Source organism: Methanothrix soehngenii GP6 (genome assembly GCF_000204415.1).
Lineage (GTDB): Archaea > Halobacteriota > Methanosarcinia > Methanotrichales > Methanotrichaceae > Methanothrix > Methanothrix soehngenii.
On record NC_015416.1, the window covers coordinates 331140 to 356059 of the forward strand.

Below are 24920 nucleotides of genomic sequence, written 5' to 3' on the forward strand. Positions count from 1 at the left end.
TTTGCCGGCAACGCAGCAAGTTTTGCTCACTGAAGGGCTGCAAATAGAATCATCCTCTCCTATTTTTAACAGATTCTCTTTATTTGTCTTCTTGCCAGCCACCTCTCCAGCCAGCTTGCTGCAAAGAGAATCACCGCAGAGGCCGTCATGCCTAGCAGTGGATAGCTCTGGCCCAGAATGATGGCAATGAACCCTCCTCCTGCAATGGCCGAGAGAGCTCCATTACATGTAAGCCCGAGTCTATCTTTATAGAATCCGGCGAGCACAGGCATGAGAAGGCCGCTGGTGAATACTGTGTAGGCGATGAGCAGGGTTTTGATGATATCGGGATTGGAGACTGCAAGAATTAGAGCAGATGCTCCTATTGCCACTACTGCTATCCTGGAGACCTTCATCATATGGTCCTGAATGGCGTTTGGATCTGCGTTGCTCCTCACCCTCCTGTACACCTCTCCATAAATATCGAAGGTGAGGATAGATGTGGCAGTCATGAGGCAGGTATCGGCTGAGGACATAAAGGCGGCCAGGAGAGCTGCGGCCACCAAGCCCACAATCGCTGGCGAGAGGAGCCCTGCCATCAGGGATGGAATCGCCTGCTCTGGGGTGATTGTCGGATAGAGATATCTGGAGAATATTCCCAGTGAGGTGATCAGAAATGCCAGGGGTATCAGGAGGACCGCGGAAATGAATGCAGACGCCTTCGCCCCTTTTGAGCTGCGGGAGGAGAATATATGCGAATACATATCCGGGCCAATAAGGTAAGCTGAACCTACGACCAAAATCATGGAGATCACTTCCCAGCAATTCATTTCAGCAGATGTGGGAAAGCTCAGCTGGATGAGGGGCAAGGGTCCCGCGGCCTTCAAGGCTTGCCAGAAAAGGGCTATCATTCCAAAAATTATTATCAGGATCTGAAACATGTCAGTTCTTATGACGGAAACTTTTCCTCCATATGCAGTATAGAGAACGAATACCATAGTGCAGGCAACCATGTAATGGGATATATCCCCACCAAAGACCGCTAAAAGGATATTTCCAGAAGCTATGATCTGAACGGCGATCACGCCTATCCAGGAAATGGCGATGAGAATAGATGCAGCAGCCCTTGCTCTCTCCCCCCAGAAGGAGCCGACAAGCTGGGGCAGAGTGCTACATCCGGTGGCTCTTATCTTTTCAGCCAGAAGAACAGACAGCAACAGCATTCCTATTGTGCCCGAGAGCAGCCACCAGGAACCGGGAAGCCCCCGGCTGTATCCCAGGCCAGCCATTCCTATGGTTGTGGAGGCTCCCATTATCGTTGCACAAAAGGTGCCTGTGAGGGCTATAGTCCCCTGGTTTTTGCCAGCAAGATGGAAGTCCGCCAGCCCTTTCAATCGATGGCGCCAAGTTCCTATGATAAAAATGGCCAGCATATAAACTGCTATCGCTATGACCGCGTGATTCGTAAATCCTCCTGGAAAGCATATGGCTGATTACGTCTCTTGTATTGCATTCCTGGACAATGTGGGACTGCAGTTATAAGGCTGGTCATCTTTCTGGATCTCTCCGGGGGAGTTCTGCCGGAAGAAATTTAAATATCTTGCGCGTAGTTGTCATTCAAAAATTATCGTGGATGGTGAAAACAATGAAAAAATTCGGAATGGCTGTGCTGATCATGCTGATGGCGGCATTATCGCTGACCGCGATTGCTTATTCATTGGACGGCGTTGAATATCGGCCTGCTGAAAAAGCGATGGAGAAACTCTTCGAAAAGGGTATTGGCGGTCCATGGGTGGGCGGGGACCCATTCACATCCGACATCTTCAAGTCCGATGGGACCCAGATGGGTCAAAAGCAGATGACTTCAATCCAGTTCCCACTTTCAAGTTGCCAGCTGATGGGATTCTTAAAGACTGACAGCGGGCTGATAATCGCTTCCGACAAGGATAACAGCCTCAAGCTGAGTCCCGGTCCCGGCAACTATCCTGTCTATGGATGCTTCGAGGATGGCAAATTGATGGGTCTCTTTATTGATTTCAGATTCTTATCTATCTGAGGGTCCGTTCCGGGCTCTCGCATAGCTTTTTATGATGCAAGGCATTCCCTCATGACAGGCATGGACACAATACCCAGCGTTTGGCGATATGGTCTTGCCCTGTTGATTGTGATTGCAGGATTCGCCGCATTTACCTGGTATCTAACCACCGGAATATCAAGCTCTTTCGGCGGCCTGAGCCAGATGGCCGCACCCGGTGAGCTGGAGCTTGATCTCAAGGAGCCTGGGGAGTATACCATCTTCTACGAGAATAAGAGCTACTTCAATGGCAGCTTCTATATGACCGTTGAGCAAATACCAGGCCTTCAGATTGTGGTGATGGAAAAGTCTTCTGGCCGAAGGCTCCAGACCTATCCCGCACCAACCGGCTCAACCTATTCCATCGGTGGGCGCTCTGGCCAGTCCTTCATGGCTTTCCGAGCGGAAGATGCAGGAATCCATGTGATAAATGCGTCCTACCCATCTGAGCCCGGGCCGAAGGTTATCCTGGCAGTGGGAAATGAGGTCCTGGAGGGTTTGCTTCGTATGATAATGGTCTCTATGACCTTGATCTTGGTCTCGCTGTTGATTGCCGCCATTATCACCTACACAACCTATAAGGGGAGAAAGAAAGCGCTTGAGGCGGAAAGATAAAAAAAGAGGAGAAAATAATTAAGTTCGAACTGCATGCGTCCGACCCGTTCTAAAAGCGGAATGTGCTTAGGGCCGCACGCTTCTGCCTTCTGGAATTTTAAGATACTATCTTCTTTATTGCATCGGTCCCTCTGATCTGCCTCAAGCTTAGAATAGATGTAATCAAACTGAAGCGGCGCAGAACACATGAATTTCAGAAATTCTATTTTATCTTGACTTATCCCGGCGCATCTCCTCAATCTGCTTCGATCCATCTTCTCCCCGCTAATAGCAGGTATCCCAAGGATACTGCAGCTCTGAATGGTCGAAAAATTAATAAATAATCATTACGTATATGACAAGAAACACATTTTGCGAGGTGAAGAGAATGACAAAGTATCTCATTAAATGGCAAAAGAACGAGTCATTGATGCCAGCGGATCCTGCTATGATGGCTAAGTTACAGTTATCATTGCTCGAAGTGGCAAGGGCAAATTTGAAATCTGGTAAGATGATTGACTGGGGATCGTATTGTGATGCATCTGGCGGATACTGCATTGTGGAAACAAATGAATCTGAGCTATTCGATCAAATACTGAAATGGTATCCATATATCTCATTCGATGCAAAGCCGGTTCTTAGTGTGGATCAAGTTATAGGAGCAATCGATAAAGCTATGATTGAATCGAAGCCAAAGTAATTTATATAAATGAGATCGAATGGCATAGATGGGTGATGAAAGATCATCCTAAATCATTCTTCCCATCTGGAAGGCACTGCCCAGGAATTTTCCCACCCCGTGATATTTGCGCCCCTCAGGCGAGAACAGAAGCGGCCTTATCTTCTCGATATCCGGAAGGCCATCGGGACCCACGCAGCTCTCTTCCGCTTTGACATCCAGAATCTCTCCTATGAATTCCGTGTGCAGACCGATCTGGACAGAGGAGTGCAGGCTGCATTCCAGGGCGAGGGGGAACTCTTTTACAAAAGGAGCGTCAACCAACTCCCCCTTTACTGGGGTGAGCCTTGTCCTGGCGAATTTGTCCTCGTCCCTCCCGGAGGCCATGCCGAAATAGTCCGCCTGATGAATGTATTCCTCAGAGGGCAGGCTCACAGTGAAAGCTTTTCGCTCCAGGATATTTCCATAGGTGTAAGTTGCCTTGCGAAGAGAGACGGCAATGCATGGCGGGCTGGAGCAGCAGATGCCTGCCCAGGCAGCGGTCATCACATTCGGCTTTCCAGCATGGTCATAGGTCCCAACCACGCAAACCGGCGCAGGATACAGCAAGGTCTTCTTTCCCAGAGATATCTTCATACGAACTCCTCGTTCATCATTTCCCGATCATATCCGATGATCTCTCTACCATTGGTTATAATGCACCCTCTCCTCCTTGTATCTTTTGGAGGGGGCCGGTTTTTCGTTCGGGTAGCCCAGAGCGATCAGGGCAAATGGTGTGATCTCATCCGGAAGGGCAAATAGTCTCCTGAATCCCTCTATCCTGTCCTTCATAGGATAGACTCCAGCCCATACCGCTCCCAGGCCCAGGGCATGCGCAGCCAGCAGAATGTTCTCCACAGCAGCAGAGCAGTCCTGCACCCAGAAATCTGGATATCTCTCATATCTGCTGTCCCCGCAAACCAGAATAGCCAGAGGGGATTGCCTGCACATTGCCGCAGTGGGGCAGATCAGGGGAATCTGATCCAGAATCCTGCGGTCGTCTATCGCCACAAATTGCCATGGCTGCTCGTTTCCGGCAGAGGGGGCAAGCATGGCCGCCTCAAGCAGCTCTCTATAGATCTCTCTGGGGATATCTTGAGGCTTGAATTTTCTGATGCTTCTGCGAGTTTTTATTGCTTCCAGGGCTTCCATAGATACACCTCCAATGAGATAACAGTGTCTTAGTTCTTTATAAATTTGTTTGGCGATTGCGATCCAGCAGTATCTTATTCAAGCGAGATGAATAGCGCTTCTGGGCGAGGGGATCTGGTTAGCCAATACGATATGGCTAATTCTTCATCTGGCTAATTCCGGAATTCTCGCCTATGCATCAACTGAATCCACTGGGCGAATTGCCATAACGATCGTTATCGGCGAGACGTATTCAAAGCTTCGGATAAACTTAAGTAGCATTGTATCCTCCAAGAAGGCGGATTATATCATGAACGGCACTGGCGTTATGTCTCGGACAGTATGGGTGTTGTATCATGGTTTGGTCGCGGGTGAATACGCGGATGAACCCTTAAATTATAATGAATTTATGAGGCATGATAAATTTGGCACCTTTTATCGAGATTAAGGATCTGACAGTTCGATTCGGCGAAGTTGTAGCTCTTCGCAATGTGAATCTGGTCATTGAGGAGGGAGAGTCGGTCGGCATTTTGGGAAGGAGCGGTTCAGGCAAAAGCGTCTTGATGCATGTCTTGCGTGGCGTAGAATCATTCCAGGATATATCTGGCAGTGTGATCTACCACGTCGCCAGATGCAGCAAATGCCATCATGTAGAGCCGCCCAGCCATGTGGGAAGAAGCTGCAAGTGTGGGAGCACTCTGGAGCCATTTGATGCCGATTTCGTATCTCTGGATATAAACGATCCTCTCAGGCGCGACGTTGTGAAGAGGATTGCCATAATGTTGCAGAGGACCTTTGCACTTTATGGAGACGAGCGGGTGATCGTGAACGTGATGCGCGCGGTGGAGGAGACAGGAGACACTATGAGCGTCCATGTAGCTGCAGACCTGTTGGATGAGGTCAATCTATCTCATAGGCTGATGCATGTCGCCCGAGAGCTGTCTGGGGGAGAGAAGCAGCGCGTTGTCCTGGCCCGTCAGCTGGCCAAATCTCCCATGATCCTGCTGGCAGACGAGCCAACGGGAACTCTCGACCCAGCCACAGCCAGAGTGGTTCACGATTCCATAAAGCGAGCGGTCAACGACTTCAAGATGACCCTGATCATCACCAGCCACTGGGAAGATGTCATGGTCGAGCTGACCCAAAGGGCTATTTTGCTTGATCAGGGAGAGATCAAGGCAGAAGGCAAGCCAAAGGATGTAGCCGCTCAGTTCCTGGCCATGGCTGGAACTTTAGCCAAGCGGGAAGAGGTCGAGCTGGGCGAGCCGATGATCAAGGCCAACGGCCTTTCGAAGAGATACATCAGCATAGACCGGGGCGTGGTAAAAGCGGTGGATGAGGTCAGCCTGGAGGTCAATGAGGGCGAGATCTTCGGTCTGGTGGGCATCTCTGGGGGCGGCAAGACCACTCTCTCCAAGATGATCAGCGGCATTCTTACTCCCACCGGCGGCAGCATCTCTGTGCGGGTGGGGGACGAATGGGTGGATATGACCGTCCTCGGTTCCAACGGTCGAGGTCGCGCCACCAAATACATCGGCATCCTCCATCAGGAATATACCCTCTATCCTTCTCGCAGCGTTATCGAGAACCTGACGGAAGCCATAGGCCTCTCTCTTCCCTTCGAGCTGGCGGAGAGGAAGGCCATTCACACTCTGGAGACGGTTGGATTTTCTGAGGAGCAGGCAGAAGCAGTGCTGGAGAAGATGCCCCATGAGCTCTCTGAGGGCGAGAGGCACAGGGTTGCCATGGCGCAGGTCTTAATAAAAGAGCCGAGGATAGTGGTCCTGGATGAGCCCACGGGAACAATGGACGCCATCACCAAGATCGAGGTCACGAATTCCATCCTCAATGCCCGCGAGGAGCTGGGCGAGACGTTCATTATCGTGAGCCATGACATGGATTTCGTGAAGAACGTATGTGATCGGGCCATGCTCATGCGTAATGGGAGGGCTATATTCACCGGCCTGCCGGACGAGGTTTTGAGCAGGATCACAGAAGAAGAAGAGAAGGAGATGCTGGGGAGTTAATTTGAGAGTCTTAGTTGACGGCAAAGAGATTGAGCTGGCAGCTGGAGCTTGCCTGGCGGATGCCCTGCAAAAAGCAGGCAGCAATCCCGCTAAAGGCGCTATCGTGGGGATGGTCAAAGGCCGGGGCGAGAAATCGCGTCAGACCAACTCTTATTGGCTCAACACGACCAAGGGCAAAATCAGAATTGAGCTTTTAGAAAATGATCTGCAGAAGATCTGGCATGAGGTCGTGGAAAAGATCTCTGGCTCTCAGGTGAGATGGGCTTCAGCAGACGGTATAGCCTTTGGGCCGTTCTCATCCAGAATATCTTTTGCCAGGGATGCGCATGAGTACAATCGCTGGGAGGTGGTCTTAGGCGCGGCTGGCTTTGATGCAGATAACACTCAGCTGATATTCATGCAAAGAAGGCATTCAGCTGTTTACGGCACGCCCAAGGATGGAGGGGTGTTTGCCCATGTCGTAGGAGGCAAGAACACCCTTGACCGGCTGGAGATTGGGGACAGAATTGAGTCTATAGAGCCAATTGTGGAATGGCAGGACCTGACTGAGAAGATGTCCACCCTGGATCTAACTCTGCCCGTGGAGGAGGGCATGGAGATCTATACTCGGGTCCAAGCAGAGCTCATCGAGGACGCGCCACTTGGTGCGGAGTTCTTCCTCGCTTTGACCAGAGACGGCACTTTCAGGGTTGATTCCGTATCCAGCTCTTATATCTCATCCGACCATCTTCTGACGGAGCACGTTGCATATGAGCATCGTGAGCCCCGTCTGGAGGGCGTGGTCACGGTCAGAACGACCGGACGGGGTCTGGGTAGGATCTTCATCTACAAGCATGATCGCACCTCGAATCCCAGCCATTCTGTAGTGGCGAGGGTAATCAAAGGCATGGACATGGTCAAACTGGCAAAGCCCGGCCAGATGATAACATTTGATGTAACCCCTGAGCGCATAATGCTACTGGGCAAGTTCCTGGAGGATGCCAGGCAGGAGATGGAGCAACGAGGAATTGAGGCCGAGGTTGAGGGCTATGAGGGCGAGGATGCAGTGGTGGTCAAGCAGGAGCCAGGTGCCACCATGGAGATTCTGAAAGCAAAAAAGGTGCGGATCTCATCCCTTCCTTCCAGCCGCCTTATTTCTATCCAGCTTTATTATGACCTGGCGCCCAAGAGCCTGGACTATTTCCGCCATGTCACCGGCCTCAAAGAAAAGCCTGTTGGGCCATTGCCTGTCTACTTCACCTATGAGAACACCCTGCTCTTCAAGCCGGAGGTCGAGGCGGTGAGCTACAAGGAGCTACTTCCTGAGAACAAGCCAACTGGGCCCGTGCCTGCCGGCTCGATAGGCATCTCTAACCAGGTCTCAAAGAAGATAGGTCTGGTTGGCATCCGGCTGGAAGAGGACAAACGATATGGGCCCTCGGGCGAGAAGTTCGAAGCTACGAACATCATCGGTCGGGTTTTAGAGCCGGATAAGCTCAGAGATGTGAAGGAAGGAGAGACGATCTACATTCGGGAGGAACGGTAATGTTGGTCACTAAATACTTAATAATGTCCTCTGAGTCCAATATTCTCCCCTCGGATATCGCCATGAAGATCTATGGTTCAGGCTACGATATCCTGGTCAAGGAGACCTGTTTCGGCGTTATTATCCACGGGGAAGAGGAGATTATAGAGAAGCTTCTCGAGGAGATTCGCAGTCTGGATCCAGCCGGCATATTCGTCAAAGATCGGGGATTTCCACCAGGCGACCCAAGGCGCTGCCGCGGTCGCAGAGGCGGAGGAGCCAGGCCAGGCTTCTACATGATCGAGTCTGAGTCAAAGCTGCTGCCTATGATCTCCAGGGCTCTAGCCTCGGAGGAGGAGTGTGAGCCTGTTCCAGAAAAGAAGGTGCGTCCCATTCCTCTTGAGAGGCTGGAAGAGATCGCAAAAGAAGATTAATTCTGAGGTAAATCAATGGCAAAAGTAATCGTTTATCCTCCCACCAGCATGATCCTCTCGGACCTTGTGGACAGGATGGGCCACAAGGCGCTTGTAGTTCCCGAAGTGGTGAGAAAGCTCGCAACCGATAATAATCTCGCCTCACCGCCTTTGAATGTCACTTCTGAGGAACCCAAGAAAGGGCTTCGCTATGCTGCAGTCGATGTCCCCTCAGGGATCCGGGGCAGAATGGCCCTGATTGGCCCGATAATCGAGGAAGCCGAGGCTGCGATCATCGTCCAGGATCCGGGGTGGCTCACAGGATGCGCGGGATGCAACAGGACCAATGAGTTGGTCAGGCTGCTGATCAGGACCAAAGGAGTTCCCATTCTGGACCTCTCTTACCCCACCAATGATGCCGAGGCCAGGGATTTCGTGCAGAAGATCAAGAATTTCTTGGGGGATTTAAAGTGATTCGCATTGCACAGCTCTCCTGTGGCGCAGAGTACAGCGGCATTCAAAAAGAGATCGAAAGGGCGGCAGAGACCGTAGGGGCCAAGATAGTCTTCCCGGAGGTCTCTTTAGATGACATGCTCAATGTGGAAGAGAAGTTCGGGGTACGAGTGGCTTCTGGAGATCTCAACCTGGCCATAGCTCGAGCAGTGAGAATTGTGGAGAACCCAGACCTCGCCGATGCTGTGGTGGTCATGACCTGCTTCCGATGCGCTGAGGCGGCCATCATACGCTCGGAGATCCGAAAGTACATCCACGAAAACTCCAAGATTCCCGTCTTGAGCTACTCATTCACCGAGAGGACCACAGCAGAGACGCTGCTTACCCGTATGGAAGCTCTGGTTACCACGGTCAAGTACAGAGGCCTCCTGGCCCGGGAGAAGCAGAAGGGCCTCACCGCGGGAATCGACTCTGGATCCACCACCACCAAGTCAGTGGTGATGAGAGACAATAAGGTGATAGGCACTGGCTGGGTTCCCACCACAGAGGTCTTGAAGAGCGCAGAGGATGCTTTTCAGGAGGCTCTCAAGGCCGCAGGGGTCAATAAAGAGGATATTCAAGCAGTGGGCGTTACTGGGTACGGTCGATTTCTGGTGGGCAAGCATATCAATGCCAAGCTCATCCAGGAGGAGATCACCGTTAACTCCAAGGGAGCAGTCTTCCTGGCAGATGCTCAGAGGGGGCCGGCAACAGTTATCGATATCGGCGGCATGGACAACAAGGCCATATCGGTCCAGGACGGAATTCCCGGGGGCTTTACCATGGGCGGAATATGCGCTGGTGCATCCGGCCGGTTCCTGGAGCTCGCCGCCCGCCGCCTGGGAGTCGACATCACCGAATTGGGCAAACTGGCCCTGAAGGGAGACTACAGGAAAGTGGCCATGAACAGCTACTGCATAGTCTTCGGCACTCAGAGCCTGGTCAACAGCCTTTCCATGGGAAATAAGCCCGAGGATGTGGCTATGGCTGCCTGCCACTCCGTTGCTGAGCAGGTATATGAGCAGCAGCTGCAGGAGGTAGAGGTTAAAGAGCCGGTGATCATGGTAGGCGGAACCTCGCTCATCGAAGGCCTGCCCAAAGCGATGGAGGAGCTATTGCAGGTCAAGGTGACCGTTCCCCCTTATGCCCAATATATCGGGGCTGTAGGCGCAGCTCTCCTGGTATCGGGGCTGCTGGAGGGCTGAGATGGACCCAATGGAGGTCTTCAAGATAGAGGTGACCGGCGGGGAGGAGTACGGAGCCAAGAAGTACCGAGAGATAATAATGGACATTCTGCAGGACCTGGGTCTGATCAGGTCCATTGGCAGGCTTTATGTCTATGTCGACATTTCAGTTCCAGTCTTCGCAGTCTACGGCCTCCTCCGTTCCGGCATACCGCCCCTTACGATCAAGGATGTGGGAGATGTGATGAAGGTCGGAGGCGGCTACCAGATCAAGATCAATGATGAAGAGCATATGGCAGACCTCCTTAAGGCTTTGTGGAAGCGATACGGGCGGGAGAGGGTGGAACAACCGGCAAGGGACATTGTGATCATTGCCTCAGATTCCTCGCCTGCCGATCTGATGGTTACGGATATGGAGGCGGAGTTTCTGCAGGATCTGACCGATGCCCTGGTCAGAGTAGTGCCAGAAGGATTTCGCAACCGTCGAAACATCATGACCAAAGACAGCTTCTTCTTCGTCGCTGCTGAGGAGTCGATCAAGCCGGAGCTGATATCAGAGATCGAAGAGAAGATCCGGGAGATGGAGAATGCTTGAGCCTGTGATGTTCACCGGAGGGTTGTACAAGCACGACCTGGTATTGGAGCTGGTGGAAGACCTGGGCGGCTACATCCTGCAGAAGAATGTTACTCAGACGGAGATCATACTTTTATTGCTGGTTCCTTCAGAGGACATGAATGCACTGGAGATCCTGAGCCGAGATCTCAGAGGAGAGCTGGTAAGGGCGCCGCTGGCGGGAACAGAGGTGGCGGTGGTCACACCCACCCTGGCCATTCATCATCTGCCCCATGTGGCCTGCGATATTGCCGAGTATCTGCGCAGGCATGGCTCCAAGACCAATATGATTGGCATGGCTCGGGGTGTGGGCAGGGAGATCGCCCAGATAAATGAGTATGAGACCGCTCTGATAAACGAGCATGATGCCGCAGTCTTCATCTTCGGCAACTTCGAAGACTGCATCAAGAAGAAAGAGGACCTCTACCGGAATATCGGCGTGCCTGTCATAATTACCGGTGGGCCGAAGATAGATCCAGAAGAGCTGCCCTATGCCTTTGGCTATGTGCCGTCCATCGGCCGGATGGCCCACAGGACCCGCAAGGCCACGGAGATTGGATCCCTGGACAATATCGTCGAGATGGTAGGACGGGCGCTGGACAAAACCCGGGAAGCAATCGCCAAGGATCCTCTGACCACCTCTCCGCCCAGGGTGATGGATGCGGTACGAGAGCAGGTTCCGGAGGTCGAGTTCTCCTATTCTCCTCTGCCAATTGCCCTCAATCTAACCGGGGTGCGGGTGAAGCTTCCTTATGCGGGCTATCGGGATAAGGTGGCAGCAGTGACCTTCGATGAGGGTGTGAAGCTGGGCGAGGTGGCCACCATCAGGCCCTCTAGGATGAAGGATTATATACTGGTGAGGATACTGCCCAGTTCGGAGACTGGATTCGTCTTCTGATTCCAGGCTATTGCGGAGCCAGGGCGAAGAGGCTACAGGGGTCTGATATCATGAGCTTTGAAGATGAGCTGGATGCCATTTTGGTCAAGGGAAAGGACAAAGCAGCCAAGGACATTTTAAAGGCGGTGGAGAGTACCTATGGCGAGGTGCCCTATATCTTTCAGTTCATGGAGGATGACTCAGAGCTGCTCATCACCAAGGTGTTGCACAATAATGCCATCTTGAGGAGTTCTAATCTGGATGCAAAGACGGTGGAGCTGATCTCGGTGGCCGTGTCTGCAGCATTGCGGTGCAGCCACTGTCTGAGGCTGCACATCCGGCTGGCCGGAAGCCTGGGGGTGCCGGATGATCAGGTTGCTGCGGCCATATTTCTCGCCGGGAACCTGGTGAACGCCAGCGTGCTTGCGACCGCGGCGCGTAATCTGGATGAGGAGCGGGAGATCTGCCGGTCCTGCGAGATAGCAAGCGAGACCTGCGAGATCAATGGAAGGGGAGAGGATTGAGCCTCTCCTTCCTTGAGCTTCATCCGGGATAATCCCATTGACTTTTTATCTCTTCTCGATATGACCTCAATCGATATGACCTCAATCGATATGACCTCAATCGATATGACCTCAATCGATGTGACCTCAATCGATATGACCTCAATCGATATGACCTCAATCGATATGACCTCAATCGATATGACCTCAATCGATATGACCTCAATCGATATGACCTCAATCGATATGACCTCAATCGATATGACCTCAATCGATATGACCTCAATCGATATGACCTCAATCGATGTGATATCATGACCTATGACGTCTCCAATAGTCCTGATGGCCGATCTTCCGGTGACGCGCCAGAGCCAGCCTGGTGGTGGACAGCAGAAGAACATCGCAATGCTCTGATTGTCCTGCAGCTCCGGCTGAGGAGGGATATTCTCAAGTTCATCTCCAGCGGACCGAAAAGCTCAGAGCAGATATGCCAAAGGTTTGACCTCAGCCCGGAGAAGGCAGACTATCACCTCTCTATGCTGGAGACGGCTCTGGTGATCGAAAGGTGCGGAGAGATTCTGGATATCACTCCCACCGGCATCCTCTACCTGGAAAATGTTGAAGCCAGGCGCTGATCTTATTTAGGGATACTGATTTTGCGGGATTGCTAAGGCATAGCGGGACGCACCCATCCACCGCGGTGGATCAACGTTTTTTTTTGAGCTTATTATATTATTAACATATTCTATTATTACTATCTATGATCCTCATATGGAGACCTTGGGTGGATTAATGGTGGATTAATAGTTATCATCGATAGTATTATGATATATGTTGAGAGGATATCTGCATAGAAAGGATCCTGAGGTCGAGAAGACATGAATAAGGATATGCTGATTAGACTATTGGCTTTGAACCTGGGCATTGCCGCTGCCAACATAGCTGTCTTCTCCTCTGGATTGCTTGCTGTGGATCTCTTTGGGTCTGCTCTGGAAAAAGCCTTTGGCAGCGCATTTCTCGTATTAAGTGGCTCGGGGCTAGTCTATGGCAACTACAAGCTCCTTTCTGAGCCGGAGAAGGCCATACCAATCGGCGCTAAAAGCACAAAAGAAGATTATGTAGAGGCGCTGAATGAACATCGGGGGCTTGAGACATTCGAGAGAAACATCGACCTCCTGCTCGATCAGATTGAACGGCTGCAGAAAAAGAATAAGACCATTCGGGATATTCTTCTGCAGATCTTTAACGCTTCTGAGATCAGCTACCAGAAGTTTGATGCGGTTATTGCAGAGGTAGAGAATATATTTTTCAAGAATATCCGCAGCATCATTAACAAATTGAATGCATTCGATGAGGATGACTACAATTTTATCAAAAAACAACGCAATTCAGGAGCCTTTTCTGAGGAGATTATGGAGGAAAAATTTAATGTTTATAATGAATATATAAGATTTGTGAAGGAAGCGACTGAGGATAATGAACAGATCCTGCTTAAGCTGGATAAGCTGTTGCTGGAGATCTCAGGCTTAAACTGCATCGAGAGTGGCGAGCTGGAGCAGATGGCCGGCATGATCGAGATCGATAATCTGATCAAACAGGCAAAATATTATAAAGATTAATAATTCATGGGAGGGAGCATAGCATGCTGGACAAGAAAAACAAGAATGTGCTTTTAAAGATAGTGGGATTAGCAGTTGCGGTATTTCTCTTGGTTTATATTGGAACAATTTTTATGGGTGGTGGCGGAGAAAAAACACTGGACGGGATAGTCAAAGAGATCGATGTGACTGAAATGCCGCCAACCAAAGGCCTGGTCGATATCTCAGGCATAGACATCGCTGCCACATTGCCCGATATCTCCAAATACCCACCGCAGGTTAATAGCAGCACATCCAGCTATATCGAGATATTCTCATCAACGGAAAAGGCGGGCGGCGGTACTGATGGCTGGCTGACAGAGGTGGCCAGAGACTTCAATAATGCGAAGATAATGATCGACGGCAAACAGACGTCTGTCAGGCTCAGAGGAATCGCTTCCGGCCAGGGTGCCGATTATATCACCTCCGGGAAGTATTTGCCGGATGCCTATACTCCATCCAATGAACTCTGGGGAGAGATGCTCATCTCCCGGGGAGTAGATGCCAGGTTGGTGCAAAAAAGACTGGCAGGAAATGCGGCCGGAATTCTGATCACTAAATCTAAGAAAGCTGAGCTGGAAGCCAAATATGGGGCGGTCAATGTCACAACAGTAATCGATTCCGTGGCAAACAACGAGCTGCAGATGGGTTACACCAATCCCTTCGCCAGTTCAACCGGGCTGAACTTCTTGATCTCCACACTGCAGGCCATTGATGCCAGTAACCCGTTGAGCAATAAAGCAATAGCGGGATTTGATCGCTTCCAGGAGAATATTCCCGTGGTCGCTTATACCACTCTGCAAATGAGAGAAGCGGCTAAATCAGGGGTCCTGGATGCTTTTGTCCTGGAATATCAGACTTATGTCAATACGCCTGATATCAGGTCCTATGAATTCATTCCCTTTGGGGTCAGACATGACAGCCCGATTTATGCGATCGGCAAGCTTTCTCCTGAGAAGACAAAAATCCTGGATGAATTCATCAAATTCTCTCAGCAGGAGAATTATCAGAACCTGGCTACTAAATATGGTTTTAACGGACTTGATGAATATCGGTCAGAATTTGTTCCTGCCAGTGGCGATGTTCTCATCCAGGCCCAAAAGCTCTGGAAAGAAAAGAAAAATGCCAATATCTGTGCAGTCTTCGTGGCCGATGTATCGGGCAGCATGGACGGCGAGCCGCTGAATAATTTGAAGAAATCTTTGCTCGAAGGCCAAAAATACATTGGCAAGGACAATCTTATCGGCCTGGTATCATACTCTGACGATGTTTATATAAATCTGCCAATCTCCCGGTTTGATTTGAACAACAGGTCTTATTTTGTGGGTGCGGTTGGGGGATTGCAAGCCGGAGGAGCCACGGCAACCTTCGATGGGATTGCAGTGGCCATGAAGATGCTCGAAGAACAGCTGGCGCTTGATCCTAAGCTGAAGCCCAAGATCTTTGTTCTCAGCGATGGCGAGACCAACAGAGGTCATTCATTAAATGATATCAGGAAATTAGTGGAAGAATCGGGAATACCCATATACACAATAGGCTACAATGCAGATATCAAAGCTCTGGAGGAGATATCCCTTGTCAATGAGGCTGCCAGCATTAACGCCGATACTGAGGATGTTGTGTATAAGCTGGCTAATCTGTTCAATGCGGAGCTAGCATAGGAGGTGTTAAGACGGCTTTCACCATGGAAGTTCCCGATGAAGGGGCGATCAAGGACGAGGTGATAGAGCAGGTCAAACCGGTGCCCGAAGAGGTCGCTCAGCTTCAGAAGGTAGCGGAAAGCAATGTGGCCGAAATTCTGACCCTGGATATCGATGAGTTAGCCAAAAAGAGGTACATTCTCAAATCAGTAGAGTCTTTTGGGGCCGAGTCTATGAAACGCTCGGCTGCTAAAAATTCTATACTTCAGGCGACTGTGGGAGACCTGTCTAAAAACGGGGATGATGGCGGGGTGGTGGCAAAGGGCCTAATGGAACTGACCCGAGAGCTCGAAGACCTTGACCCCAGCCTGATCGATTTCACTAAAACCGGCATTCTGGGCAAGCTGTTCGATCCCGTCCGGAATTATTTTGCCCGATACCAGAGGGCAGACTCGGCAATAGCGGATATCATTGTCTCCTTGGACAAAGGCAGGACAATTCTGAAAAACGACAATACCACCCTGGAGATCGAGCAGCAGTCACTGCGCGATTTAACCAGAAAGCTGATGAAAGAGGTCCAGCTGGGCGCTCTGATGGACGAATCGATCGAGAGGCAGATCGAAGAGGCCCGGGCCAGGGATGAGGACCCGGAAAAGGTCAAATTCGTCAGCGAAGAGGTCCTCTTTCCCCTCCGGCAGAGGATCATGGATCTGCAGCAGATGATCGTGGTCAATCAGCAGGGGGTAATGGCGACAGAGGTTGTGATCAGAAACAATCGGGAGCTTATGAGGGGGGTAGAACGGGCCAAGACGGTGACGATATCCGCTTTGCGGACCTCAGTGATGGTTGCCAGCGCTCTGTATAACCAGAAGATCGTCTTGAAGAAGATTCAGATGCTCAACGAGACCACCAATGATCTGATCACCAGCACCTCGCGTATGCTGAAAAACCAGGGGGCGGACATTCAGAAACAGTCGATGCAGACCAATGTATCTGCTGAGGACCTGAAGACCGCTTTTGCCGATGTCATGGAGGCGCTGGATTCGATCAACAGCTACAAGCAGGAAGCTCTGCCCAAAATGAGGGAGACGATCGAGCAGTTCCGGGAGCTGGCCGCCAAAGGCGAGGAGCAGATTCAGCAGCTGGAGAAGGGCCATAAGCTGGATCTTTAGGCCAGGCCGATGATCCTCAGAATAATAGCAGTCGGGCGCTTGCGGGAGAGCTACTGGCAGGATGCTGCCGCAGACTACATCCGCCGCCTCCGTCCTTACGCCCGTCTGGATATGGTGGAGGTGGCCATCAGCTCGAAGGAGGCTGCAACTCCTGGGGCAGAGATCAGGGCTATGGAGGCGGAAGGAGCCGCGATTCTCGATAAGCTCAAGCGCCATTCGGGTCCGGTGATAGTCCTGGACAGGACAGGAGATGCCCTTAACTCGCAGCAGCTGGCGGAAAGGCTGCAGGATTTGATCCTGGAAGGAAGATCGGAGGTGGCCTTCATCATAGGCGGCCCCCTGGGTCTGTCGCCAGCGGTATTAGACCGGGCGGATCTGCTTTTATCCTTCTCTCCGATGACCTTTCCTCATCAGCTGATGCGGGTGATCCTCCTGGAGCAGATATATCGCAGCTTCAGAATAATGCATCATGAGCCTTATCACAAGTAATCATATGATGATACGATTATCTGATGATGCAATTTTGTCGTCCTGCTTTTAGATGCCTGATTTGCTGGCAGTGATATTTCCGCTTCCTGCCAGGCTCCCGTCTTGATAGATTTTGTAGCTGCCCTCCATTCTCTCCTCGATGATGGCCAGTTCCAGCCTGTAATCCCTGTCCTGCTCCACCTGCTTCACGTTCAGACTGATAGAATCATTGGAAGCGATGTGACCGGTGGCAGTCACCGGGATATCTGTGCCTTTCTTGAGAACATTGCCATAGCCCTGCAGCCTGTCGTTGGTCTGAATCAGGATCAGATCCAGTGCTTCCTGTGTATTCTGCCCATCGATCACTGTATTGAGAATTACCTTCCAATCTCCCTTCAGATCTACAACCGGCTCCTTTATTTCTGGCTCATTTATGACCGGCTCAGTTGGCACGGCATCTTCTTTTGGTGCTTTGGCTGTTTCATTTGATGCCGCATCCATTTGGCTTGCGTTCACATCGGCTTGATCATTAGCATCTTCTTTGGATTTGCTATCGGGATTCAGCGCTGTAGCATGGCCAGTTGAGGACCTCACAGCATTTTCGTACTCTGCGTCGTAATGATACTCGGTGTTGCCCCTGATTATCCATGTTCCGCAGCTTGCCCAGGCCGGGCTGGTCAAGAGAGCTGCGATCAGCACCAGACATATTATTGGATGGATCTTCAATATCTCGAACTCCTTTTGGTCTTGATTTTGCCTTGATGATTCTTGAGCGGAAGAGTGATGAGGTCAAAATCAGCCTCTCAGCTGGAGAGTCTGCTGGCGGTGGCATTTCCTCTCCCTACCAGCTTCTCGCTCTCATATAGCTCACAGATGCCTTTTAAACCGCCTTCGATGAAGGCCAGGTCCAGCTGATATTCCTTCTTTTGCTCGACCAGTGACACGATCAGGCTGACGGAATCATCGGATATGGAGCCGGTAGCCGTTGCCGGTAGATCTGCTCCCTCATCGAGAATGGTGCCATAGCCCTGCAGCCGATCAACCGTCTGGATGAGGATCAAATCCAGAGCATTTTGCTTATCCTGCCCGTCTATCTTCATCTCGAGCAATACTCTCCATTCTCCTCCCAGGTCTGCAATGTTTTCCTCTTTTGAAGCGGCATTCTCCTTTATTTCGGCCTCTTTCTGGATTGCCCTCTCATCTGGTTTTTCGTTTTGCGCCTTTTCATTTGCCGCATCTTTCTCGCTTGATTCTTTGATTGTGCCGTCAGGATTGAGGGTAGCAGCAGCGCCCGTAGAGGATGCTACCGCCTGATCGAAGTCCGGGTCGGAGAGATAATCAGTATCATCCCTGATCACCCATCTGCCGCAGCCCGCCCAGGCCGGGCTAGCCAAGAGGGCAATGACCAGGGCCAGGCATAGAACTGAATGAATCTTCAATATCTCGTGCTCCTTAGTTCCTGATGCTTATCTATTGGTTCTTCAGCAGTTGAGAACGGTGCAGGATCAGCCCCTCAGCTGGAGAATCTGCTGGCAGTGGCATTCCCCGTTGCCATCAGTTCGTCGCCAGAATATATCTCATAGCTGCCTGAAATGATCCTGTCCGCCTTCTCCAGATACAGGCTTACGCTCTTGTCGATATCATTTCCAAATTCGTCAATCACCGCGTTTGACTGAAGTCTCATAGAGCTTGAGGTGACTGTGCCCTTAAAGGTCTGAGGGATCTTGGTATTCCTCTCGATCAAGCTTCCCATTCCCACGATGCTTTCCCCAGTCTGAATGAGATTAGCGTCCAGAGTGCACCCCGAGCCAATTAGGTCAACAGTCCATTTTCCGCCAACATCCATGGCATCTGATGCTGCCGCGGAAGTATCTTGCATGCTCATGATGGCCCCATCCGACAGGCTGCCTGCGCCATCAGCGCTCCCACTCTCATCCGGGGCGAGCTTTGGCTTGCTTATATCGATATTAGCGGTCTTGCCCCCTGGATAGGGATTCAAATCGCTTGAGGCTGCGCTCGACTTGCTGGTAGAGGCTTCTCCTACTTCATTATCCGCGGTCTTCCCCCCGGGATGTGGATTCAATCCGGATGATGTTGATTTTTCCGTGCTGGCTGCGGCATCTGCCACCTGCTCCTCAGAGGTGGGGGCGTAAATGGTATAATTCTGTGTTTTTATGTTCTCAGCCTCCCCTGCACCCAGGCGCTTGACCCATACCTGGACCTGATTTTCTCCTATATCCTCTTCTGAGGTATTCCAGGTCCAGCTATTCTCGGCAATCCATCCGGTCTTCTCAAAAATTTCGCCGTTGGTTGCAGGTCCCTTCAGGAAGAAATCATAGACCAAATCTTCATCATTCGGATTTGTCGTGTTTGCCGTCCAGACGATTACCGATCCTGCCACCTGCGGGCTGATCTTATCGGGATTCAAGCTCTGTAAGGTCAAATTCCCTTTTGTCTGCTCAACTGAGGAGCCTAAGGGCATAGCTGCTCCTGCCTCACTGGATATAGTTGAGGCGGGAGACACTCCTCCCGAGGTCGGCAAATTCTGGTTCTTGCTCACATAAAAGTCAGTATCTCCTGATGTGTCTCCCAGGGGATTTACTCCGCATCCATCTGCAGACGCAGTATTCGTCAGGGAAAAAATCTGCGCTGTTATGCACAAGAGCATAGCTACAGAGATAAACAGTATCTTGAACAACATTTTTTCCTATCCTCCGCCATTCTCAGCATGCTTCGGGTTTCAACGTTTTAAAGTTTCCCCTCAGACGTCATTCGACGAAGGCGATCCTTCTGATATTGGGCATCTTGGTCCCTCGATAGCTTTATCAATCATTAAAGTTCTTATGGCCGGAGACGGCTTGTGCGCCGTTGGGTGATTGAGCATGAATGTGTGGGATCGATTTATCGGGTAGAATACGATTTCTAGATACTACCTTACGTGACGGTGAACAGACTCCAGGCGTATCCTTGGGCATGGACGAGAAGCTTGCCATCGCTCAAGGGCTTGATTCTCTGGGGGTGGATGTCATTGAAGCCGGGTCGGCAATGACCTCTGAAGGAGAACGCCTGGCAATAAAGAAGATTGCAGATTCGGGCTTCAAAGCCGAGATATGCAGCTATGTTAGGGCTTTAACCGCGGACATCGATACCGCTCTTGCCTGTGATGTGGACTCAGTCCATCTGGTCGTTCCGGTGTCTGACCTTCACATCCAGATCAAGCTGAAGGCCGACCGGGAGTCGGTGGTGCGCATGGCCGTGGATGTGACGGAGTATGCCAAGGATCACGGCTTGATCGTGGAGCTGAGCGGCGAGGATGCCAGTCGCGCGGACCAGGATTTTCTGGCAGGCCTTTACACAGCCGGAATCGAAGCGGGCGCGGACAGGCTGGCCTTTTGCGATACTGTGGGCGTGTTGGTTCCGGAGGTGGCAGCGGACATATTCTCCCGCCTCTCCCGGCTGGAGGCGCCCATCAGCATACACTGCCATAACGACTTTGGCATGGCCACCGCCAATACAGTTGCTGCCCTTCGCGCCGGAGCCTCTCAGGCCCATGTGACCGTAAATGGAATAGGAGAACGGGCGGGAAACGCGAGCCTGGAAGAGGTGGTGATGGCCCTGGAGTCCCTATATCAGATCGATACTGGGATCAGATGCAAGGACATCTACCAGCTCTCAAGGACGGTCTCGCAGATGACCGGCCTTCTGGTGGCCCCAAATAAGGCTATAGTGGGCGAGAACGCCTTTACCCATGAGGCAGGAATCCATGTGCACGGTCTTCTGGCTGACACCAAGACCTATGAGCCCATGCAGCCGGAGAATGTGGGTAGAAAGAGGCGGATAGTGTTGGGCAAGCATGCCGGTCGGGCCTCAGTTGAGCTGGCTATGCGCGAGTTTGGCCTGTCTGTCACATCCCAGCAATTGAACCAGATAGTGACAAGGGTAAAGGAGCTGGGCGACAAGGGCAAACGCGTCTCGGACGTGGATTTGCAGAGCATAGCGGATACCGTGCTCTCCATCCAGATGGAGCCGAAGGTGAAGCTGGAAGAGCTGACTGTGGTTGCCGGCAATACCGTAACCCCCACAGCGTCGGTTAAGATCCTTCTCGCCGGAAATGAGAGGCTGGAAGCGGGAGTGGGCGTAGGCCCTGTGGATGCGGCCATCAATGCCATAAGAAGGGCTATATCAGGCGTGGCTGATGTTCGCCTCGATGAGTATCATGTGGATGCTGTAACTGGCGGGACCAATGCCCTAGTAGAAGTGTGGGTGACAATGGCAATGGCAGATCGGAAGATTACAGCTCGAGGAGCTGGCGCAGATATTATCATGGCATCAGTGGAAGCGGTGATTAATGGCATCAACCGTCTGATGCGGCTGGAAGAGGAGGAGATAGCTAGATGTCGAAAGGCATAGCCCGAACGGGCACAGATAAAAATCGAGATACGCCCCATAAGATGACCGGCGCCCAGGCGGTGCTGGAAAGCCTGAAAAGAGAAGGAGTGGATGTAGTATTCGGGCTTCCTGGTGGGGTACTCTTACCTCTTTACGATGCCATATACAAATCAGACATCCGCCATATTCTGGTGCGCCATGAGCAGGGTGCAGCCCATATGGCAGACGGCTATGCCAGGGCTACGGGCAAGGTGGGAGTATGCATCGCCACCTCCGGGCCGGGAGCCACGAACCTGGTTACCGGCATCGCGAACGCCTACATGGACTCGGTGCCCATGGTGGCCATTACCGGTCAGGTGAACACCTGGCTGATAGGAAAGGACGCCTTCCAGGAGGCGGATATTACCGGCATCACTCTGCCCATTACCAAGCATAATTATCTGATCCGCAGCGCAAAGGAGATTCCTGGGGTATTCAGGGAGGCCTTCTACATCGCCCGCACCGGTCGGCCTGGTCCAGTTCTGATCGATCTCCCCAGGGATGTGACTGTGGATGAGCTGGTCTTCACCTGGCCGGATGTGGACCTGCCGGGATATCATCCCTCCTTCAAGGCTCATGAGATGCAGATCAAGAAGGCGGCGAAGGCTTTAATGGAGGCTGAAAGGCCGGTCATCTATGCCGGTGGCGGTGTGAGGTACGCCTCTGCTCATAAGGAGCTCTTTGAGCTGGCGAGAAAGGTCAATGCTCCGGTGACCACCACCCTCATGGGCGTGGGCTGCTTCCCCGAGGACCATCCGCTCTCTTTGGGAATGCTGGGAATGCACGGTACTAAATATGCCAACTATGCCATCCAGGAGTCGGATCTGCTAATGGCCATAGGAGCCAGGTTTGATGATCGGGTGACGGGTAAGATCTCCAGCTTCGCTCCCCATGCCAGGATCGTTCATATCGATGTCGATCCGGCAGAGGTGGGAAAGAACGTGCGAGTGGACATACCGGTGGTGGGGGATGCGCGCAATGCCCTGCAGGGGCTGCTTAAAGAGGTCTCGCCCAAACCTAAAGGCCCCTGGCTGGAAAAGATCGATGGCTGGAAGAAGGATCATCCCATGCGCTATATTCCGGACATGAACCTGATCAAGCCTCAGTATGTGATCGAGAAGCTCTGCGAGCTGGCCCCCGATGCCATCATCACCACAGAGGTCGGACAGAACCAGATGTGGGCAGCGCAATTCTTTGTGCATAAGGATCCGCAGAGGTTCATATCCTCCGGCGGCCTGGGGACGATGGGGTACGGATTCCCGGCGGCCATCGGCGCCAAGATGGGCCGGCCTGAGTGCACGGTCATCGATGTCGCCGGGGACGGCAGCTTCCTGATGAACAGCCAGGAGCTGGCAACGGCAGTGGTCAACGACATCCCGGTCAAAGTGGCGGTGCTGAACAACGGCTGTCTGGGAATGGTGCGGCAGTGGCAGGAGCTGTTCTTTGAGAAGAGGTACTCGGCCACTATTCTTGGCCGGACCAGTCCGGATTTCGTTAAGCTTGCCGAGGCCTATGGAGCGGTGGGGTTGAGGGCCACAAAGCCCTCTGAGGTCGAGGATGTGATTCGCAGCGCTCTGGCAACAGATCGGCCCTGCGTGATGGATTTCATCGTCAATCCGGCAGAGAAGGTCTCGCCTATGGTCCCGGCGGGAGCTACTTTGAGCGAGATACTGGAGCTGGAGTGGTGCGACGAGGCTCAGTGCGGTCACCTGGAGAGGATTTATGCCGAGGAGAGGAAAGGAGTTCTGGGCGAGGAGGGCTACTAGATGAAGCATATCATCGCCGTCATTGTGGAGAACAAGTCCGGGGTGCTCACCCGCATCGCCGGCCTCTTCAGCCGCCGGTCTTTTAATATCGATAGCCTCTCTGTAGGGGCTACCGACAATCCGGATTATTCCCGCATGACCATCTCCGTTCAGGGGGACAGGGATGTCCTGGAGCAGGTGATAAAGCAGCTGTCCAAGCTGATCAATGTCATCCGGGTGAGCGAGCTGGACCCGGTCGAATCCCTGGAAAGGGAGCTGGCCATCATCAAGGTGAGCGTGGACCGGGAGAGCAGAAGCGAGGTCATGCAGATCGTGAACATCTTCCGGGCCAAGATCATCGATGTCTCCCAGAGGTCGATGATCATCGAGGTCACGGGAGACGAGGAGAAGGTCGAGGCCATAATTCAGCTTCTGCGCCAGTTCGGCATAAAGGAGCTGGCCCGCACCGGAAAGGTCTCGATGGTTAGAGGCACGAGGGTCATCAAGGTTTAATTTTTAATTTAGGAGGAATAAAATTTGGTGAAGATATACCATGATCAGGATGCAGACTTGAAGGCATTGTCGGACAAGACCATCGCCATAGTGGGATGGGGAAATCAGGGGCACGCCCAGGGAGAGAACCTGAAGGACTCCGGCCTGAACGTGATAGCGGCCGATATTCCCGGATCCCGGGCCTGGAAGAGGGCGGAGGCGGACGGAGTGAAGGCCATGAGCGTTGCCGATGCGGCACGAGCGGCTGACTACATTCAGATCCTCCTGCCGGATGAGTATCAGGGCAAGATCTACCGGGACGAGATCGCTCCAAACCTTGAGGAGGGCAACGTCCTTGGATTCAGCCACGGCTTTAATATCCGCTACTTCCAGATCGTTCCGCCTGAGAACGTTGATGTGGTCATGGTAGCTCCCAAGGGTCCTGGCGACCTGGTGCGCCGGACCTACCAGGAGGGCAAGGGGGTTCCGTGCCTGGTGGCAGTGGAGCAGGACCACTCCGGCGAGGCCAAAAGGAAGGCTCTAGCCTATGCCAAGGGCATTGGCGGCACCCGGGCTGGGGTAATCGAGACCACCTTCACTGAGGAGACGGAGACCGATCTCTTCGGGGAGCAGGTGGACCTGTGCGGCGGGGTGACGGAGATGATCAAGGCGGCCTTCGAGACCCTGGTGGATGCAGGATACCAGCCTGAGATCGCCTATTTCGAGGCCTGTCACGAGCTGAAGCTGATTGTGGATCTGATCTACGAGGGCGGATTCATGCGCATGTGGAACAATGTATCCAACACCGCTGAATACGGGGGCATGACCCGGGGCCACAGGATAATCAATGAGCAGTCTCGTGAGGAGATGCTGGACATCTTGGCGGAGATCCAGTCAGGCGAGTTCGCCCGAGAGTGGATCCTGGAGAGCCAGGCCGGCCTTCCGGTGAAAAAGTCCCTGGAAAAGATGGAGTCCGAGCACCCCATCGAAGAGGTTGGTGCCCAGCTGCGGGCCATGATGCCCTGGCTGGAGAAGAAATAGGTGCAAGAGCAGAAGTAAGCTTTATATCATGGCAGGTTGTAGCATGTTGCGGACGGGCGCGGGTGCCCCGTGCTCGGACGCAGCGCCATGATCTATGGCCTCGAGATAAACGATTATCAAAAAAGCCAAAAGAACTACATCACAGGAGGGAGGAGCAGTTTCAGAAGCGCGGCCACCTGGCCGCGTTT

Annotated in this window: 27 protein-coding genes; 21 read left to right on the forward strand and 6 right to left on the reverse strand. The window is 52.3% G+C overall.

Going from position 1 to position 24920, the window contains the following annotated elements:
- Positions 1–65 precede the first annotated feature (65 nt).
- Positions 66–1373 carry a sodium:solute symporter family protein gene (locus MCON_RS01630; RefSeq protein WP_232844316.1) on the reverse strand — a complete coding sequence of 436 codons (1308 nt, stop codon included), beginning with the start codon at positions 1371–1373 and terminating at the stop codon, positions 66–68.
- A gap of 206 nt (positions 1374–1579) precedes the next feature.
- On the opposite strand from MCON_RS01630, the gene MCON_RS01635 reads away from it, so the two are divergent.
- The 3 genes from MCON_RS01635 (at position 1580) to MCON_RS01650 (ending at position 3347) form a co-directional block, all read left to right on the forward strand.
- Positions 1580–2035, forward strand: a complete 456-nt coding sequence (locus tag MCON_RS01635) for a hypothetical protein (protein ID WP_157863621.1) — start codon at positions 1580–1582, stop codon at positions 2033–2035.
- Positions 2036–2095: 60 nt separating this feature from the next.
- Positions 2096–2668, forward strand: a complete 573-nt coding sequence (locus tag MCON_RS01640) for a hypothetical protein (RefSeq protein ID WP_162144985.1) — start codon at positions 2096–2098, stop codon at positions 2666–2668.
- A gap of 367 nt (positions 2669–3035) precedes the next feature.
- Positions 3036–3347 (forward strand): DUF3303 domain-containing protein, encoded by a 312-nt coding sequence (locus MCON_RS01650; protein ID WP_013718312.1) that lies wholly within the window; start codon positions 3036–3038, stop codon positions 3345–3347.
- A gap of 48 nt (positions 3348–3395) precedes the next feature.
- On the opposite strand, the gene MCON_RS01655 is transcribed toward MCON_RS01650, so the two are convergent.
- Both MCON_RS01655 and MCON_RS01660 read right to left on the reverse strand, forming a co-directional pair.
- Positions 3396–3962 carry a flavin reductase family protein gene (locus MCON_RS01655; protein ID WP_013718313.1) on the reverse strand — a complete coding sequence of 189 codons (567 nt, stop codon included), beginning with the start codon at positions 3960–3962 and terminating at the stop codon, positions 3396–3398.
- A gap of 45 nt (positions 3963–4007) precedes the next feature.
- Positions 4008–4517: a nitroreductase family protein gene (locus MCON_RS01660; protein ID WP_013718314.1), complete on the reverse strand. Its 510-nt coding sequence runs from the start codon at positions 4515–4517 to the stop codon at positions 4008–4010.
- 404 nt (positions 4518–4921) lie between these two features.
- Between MCON_RS01660 and atwA the strand changes: the two genes are divergently transcribed.
- From atwA to MCON_RS01730, 14 genes are all read left to right on the forward strand, one after another.
- Complete coding sequence (atwA, locus tag MCON_RS01665) at positions 4922–6523, forward strand: methyl coenzyme M reductase system, component A2 (protein ID WP_013718315.1); 1602 nt, start codon at positions 4922–4924, stop codon at positions 6521–6523.
- 1 nt (position 6524) lies between these two features.
- The gene (mmp3, locus tag MCON_RS01670; RefSeq protein WP_013718316.1) at positions 6525–8048 is read left to right on the forward strand and encodes a methyl-coenzyme M reductase-associated protein Mmp3; all 1524 of its coding nucleotides are present in this window, start codon (positions 6525–6527) and stop codon (positions 8046–8048) included.
- Entirely contained in the window at positions 8048–8461 is a 414-nt protein-coding gene (locus MCON_RS01675; RefSeq protein WP_013718317.1) for a methanogenesis marker 6 protein, read from the forward strand. Before mmp3 ends, MCON_RS01675 begins: the two co-directional genes overlap by 1 nt.
- A gap of 15 nt (positions 8462–8476) precedes the next feature.
- Complete coding sequence (locus MCON_RS01680) at positions 8477–8914, forward strand: methanogenesis marker 5 protein (RefSeq protein WP_013718318.1); 438 nt, start codon at positions 8477–8479, stop codon at positions 8912–8914.
- On the forward strand, positions 8911–10137 hold the full coding sequence (locus MCON_RS01685) for a methanogenesis marker 15 protein (RefSeq protein ID WP_013718319.1): 1227 nt from the start codon (positions 8911–8913) through the stop codon (positions 10135–10137). Before MCON_RS01680 ends, MCON_RS01685 begins: the two co-directional genes overlap by 4 nt.
- Before the next feature lies 1 nt (position 10138).
- Positions 10139–10711: a methanogenesis marker 17 protein gene (locus tag MCON_RS01690; protein ID WP_013718320.1), complete on the forward strand. Its 573-nt coding sequence runs from the start codon at positions 10139–10141 to the stop codon at positions 10709–10711.
- Entirely contained in the window at positions 10704–11627 is a 924-nt protein-coding gene (locus MCON_RS01695; RefSeq protein ID WP_013718321.1) for a methanogenesis marker 7 protein, read from the forward strand. The genes MCON_RS01690 and MCON_RS01695 overlap by 8 nt, the downstream gene beginning before the upstream one ends.
- A 50-nt stretch (positions 11628–11677) precedes the next feature.
- Entirely contained in the window at positions 11678–12130 is a 453-nt protein-coding gene (locus MCON_RS01700) for a carboxymuconolactone decarboxylase family protein (RefSeq protein ID WP_048131671.1), read from the forward strand.
- Between the two features lie 75 nt (positions 12131–12205).
- Positions 12206–12427 carry a hypothetical protein gene (locus MCON_RS01705; RefSeq protein WP_157863622.1) on the forward strand — a complete coding sequence of 74 codons (222 nt, stop codon included), beginning with the start codon at positions 12206–12208 and terminating at the stop codon, positions 12425–12427.
- Positions 12424–12744 carry a winged helix-turn-helix domain-containing protein gene (locus MCON_RS01710; protein WP_052297509.1) on the forward strand — a complete coding sequence of 107 codons (321 nt, stop codon included), beginning with the start codon at positions 12424–12426 and terminating at the stop codon, positions 12742–12744. Before MCON_RS01705 ends, MCON_RS01710 begins: the two co-directional genes overlap by 4 nt.
- Before the next feature lie 243 nt (positions 12745–12987).
- Positions 12988–13728, forward strand: a complete 741-nt coding sequence (locus MCON_RS01715; RefSeq protein WP_013718323.1) for a hypothetical protein — start codon at positions 12988–12990, stop codon at positions 13726–13728.
- Between the two features lie 23 nt (positions 13729–13751).
- Complete coding sequence (locus tag MCON_RS01720; RefSeq protein ID WP_013718324.1) at positions 13752–15407, forward strand: vWA domain-containing protein; 1656 nt, start codon at positions 13752–13754, stop codon at positions 15405–15407.
- Positions 15408–15430: 23 nt separating this feature from the next.
- Positions 15431–16558, forward strand: a complete 1128-nt coding sequence (locus tag MCON_RS01725) for a toxic anion resistance protein (RefSeq protein WP_013718325.1) — start codon at positions 15431–15433, stop codon at positions 16556–16558.
- A 9-nt stretch (positions 16559–16567) separates the two neighbouring features.
- Complete coding sequence (locus MCON_RS01730; protein WP_013718326.1) at positions 16568–17047, forward strand: 23S rRNA (pseudouridine(1915)-N(3))-methyltransferase RlmH; 480 nt, start codon at positions 16568–16570, stop codon at positions 17045–17047.
- A gap of 48 nt (positions 17048–17095) precedes the next feature.
- Here the strand turns inward: MCON_RS01730 and MCON_RS01735 are convergent, their stop codons facing one another.
- From MCON_RS01735 to MCON_RS01745, 3 genes are all read right to left on the reverse strand, one after another.
- Positions 17096–17752 carry a hypothetical protein gene (locus MCON_RS01735; RefSeq protein ID WP_013718327.1) on the reverse strand — a complete coding sequence of 219 codons (657 nt, stop codon included), beginning with the start codon at positions 17750–17752 and terminating at the stop codon, positions 17096–17098.
- A gap of 77 nt (positions 17753–17829) precedes the next feature.
- A complete protein-coding gene (locus tag MCON_RS01740) occupies positions 17830–18465 on the reverse strand; it encodes a lipoprotein (RefSeq protein ID WP_013718328.1) in 636 nt (211 codons plus the stop codon).
- Positions 18466–18539: 74 nt separating this feature from the next.
- Positions 18540–19727, reverse strand: coding sequence for a hypothetical protein (locus MCON_RS01745; protein ID WP_013718329.1), 1188 nt, complete (start codon positions 19725–19727; stop codon positions 18540–18542).
- Positions 19728–19912: 185 nt separating this feature from the next.
- Between MCON_RS01745 and MCON_RS01750 the strand changes: the two genes are divergently transcribed.
- Genes MCON_RS01750 through ilvC form a run of 4 tightly spaced genes read left to right on the forward strand, consistent with a single transcriptional unit; the run spans position 19913 to position 24732 of the window.
- On the forward strand, positions 19913–21436 hold the full coding sequence (locus MCON_RS01750; protein ID WP_048131675.1) for a (R)-citramalate synthase: 1524 nt from the start codon (positions 19913–19915) through the stop codon (positions 21434–21436).
- The gene (locus MCON_RS01755; RefSeq protein ID WP_013718331.1) at positions 21421–23220 is read left to right on the forward strand and encodes an acetolactate synthase large subunit; all 1800 of its coding nucleotides are present in this window, start codon (positions 21421–21423) and stop codon (positions 23218–23220) included. The genes MCON_RS01750 and MCON_RS01755 overlap by 16 nt, the downstream gene beginning before the upstream one ends.
- On the forward strand, positions 23221–23712 hold the full coding sequence (ilvN, locus tag MCON_RS01760; protein WP_013718332.1) for an acetolactate synthase small subunit: 492 nt from the start codon (positions 23221–23223) through the stop codon (positions 23710–23712).
- A 24-nt stretch (positions 23713–23736) separates the two neighbouring features.
- Positions 23737–24732, forward strand: a complete 996-nt coding sequence (ilvC, locus tag MCON_RS01765; RefSeq protein WP_013718333.1) for a ketol-acid reductoisomerase — start codon at positions 23737–23739, stop codon at positions 24730–24732.
- The last annotated feature ends 188 nt before the right edge of the window (positions 24733–24920 follow it).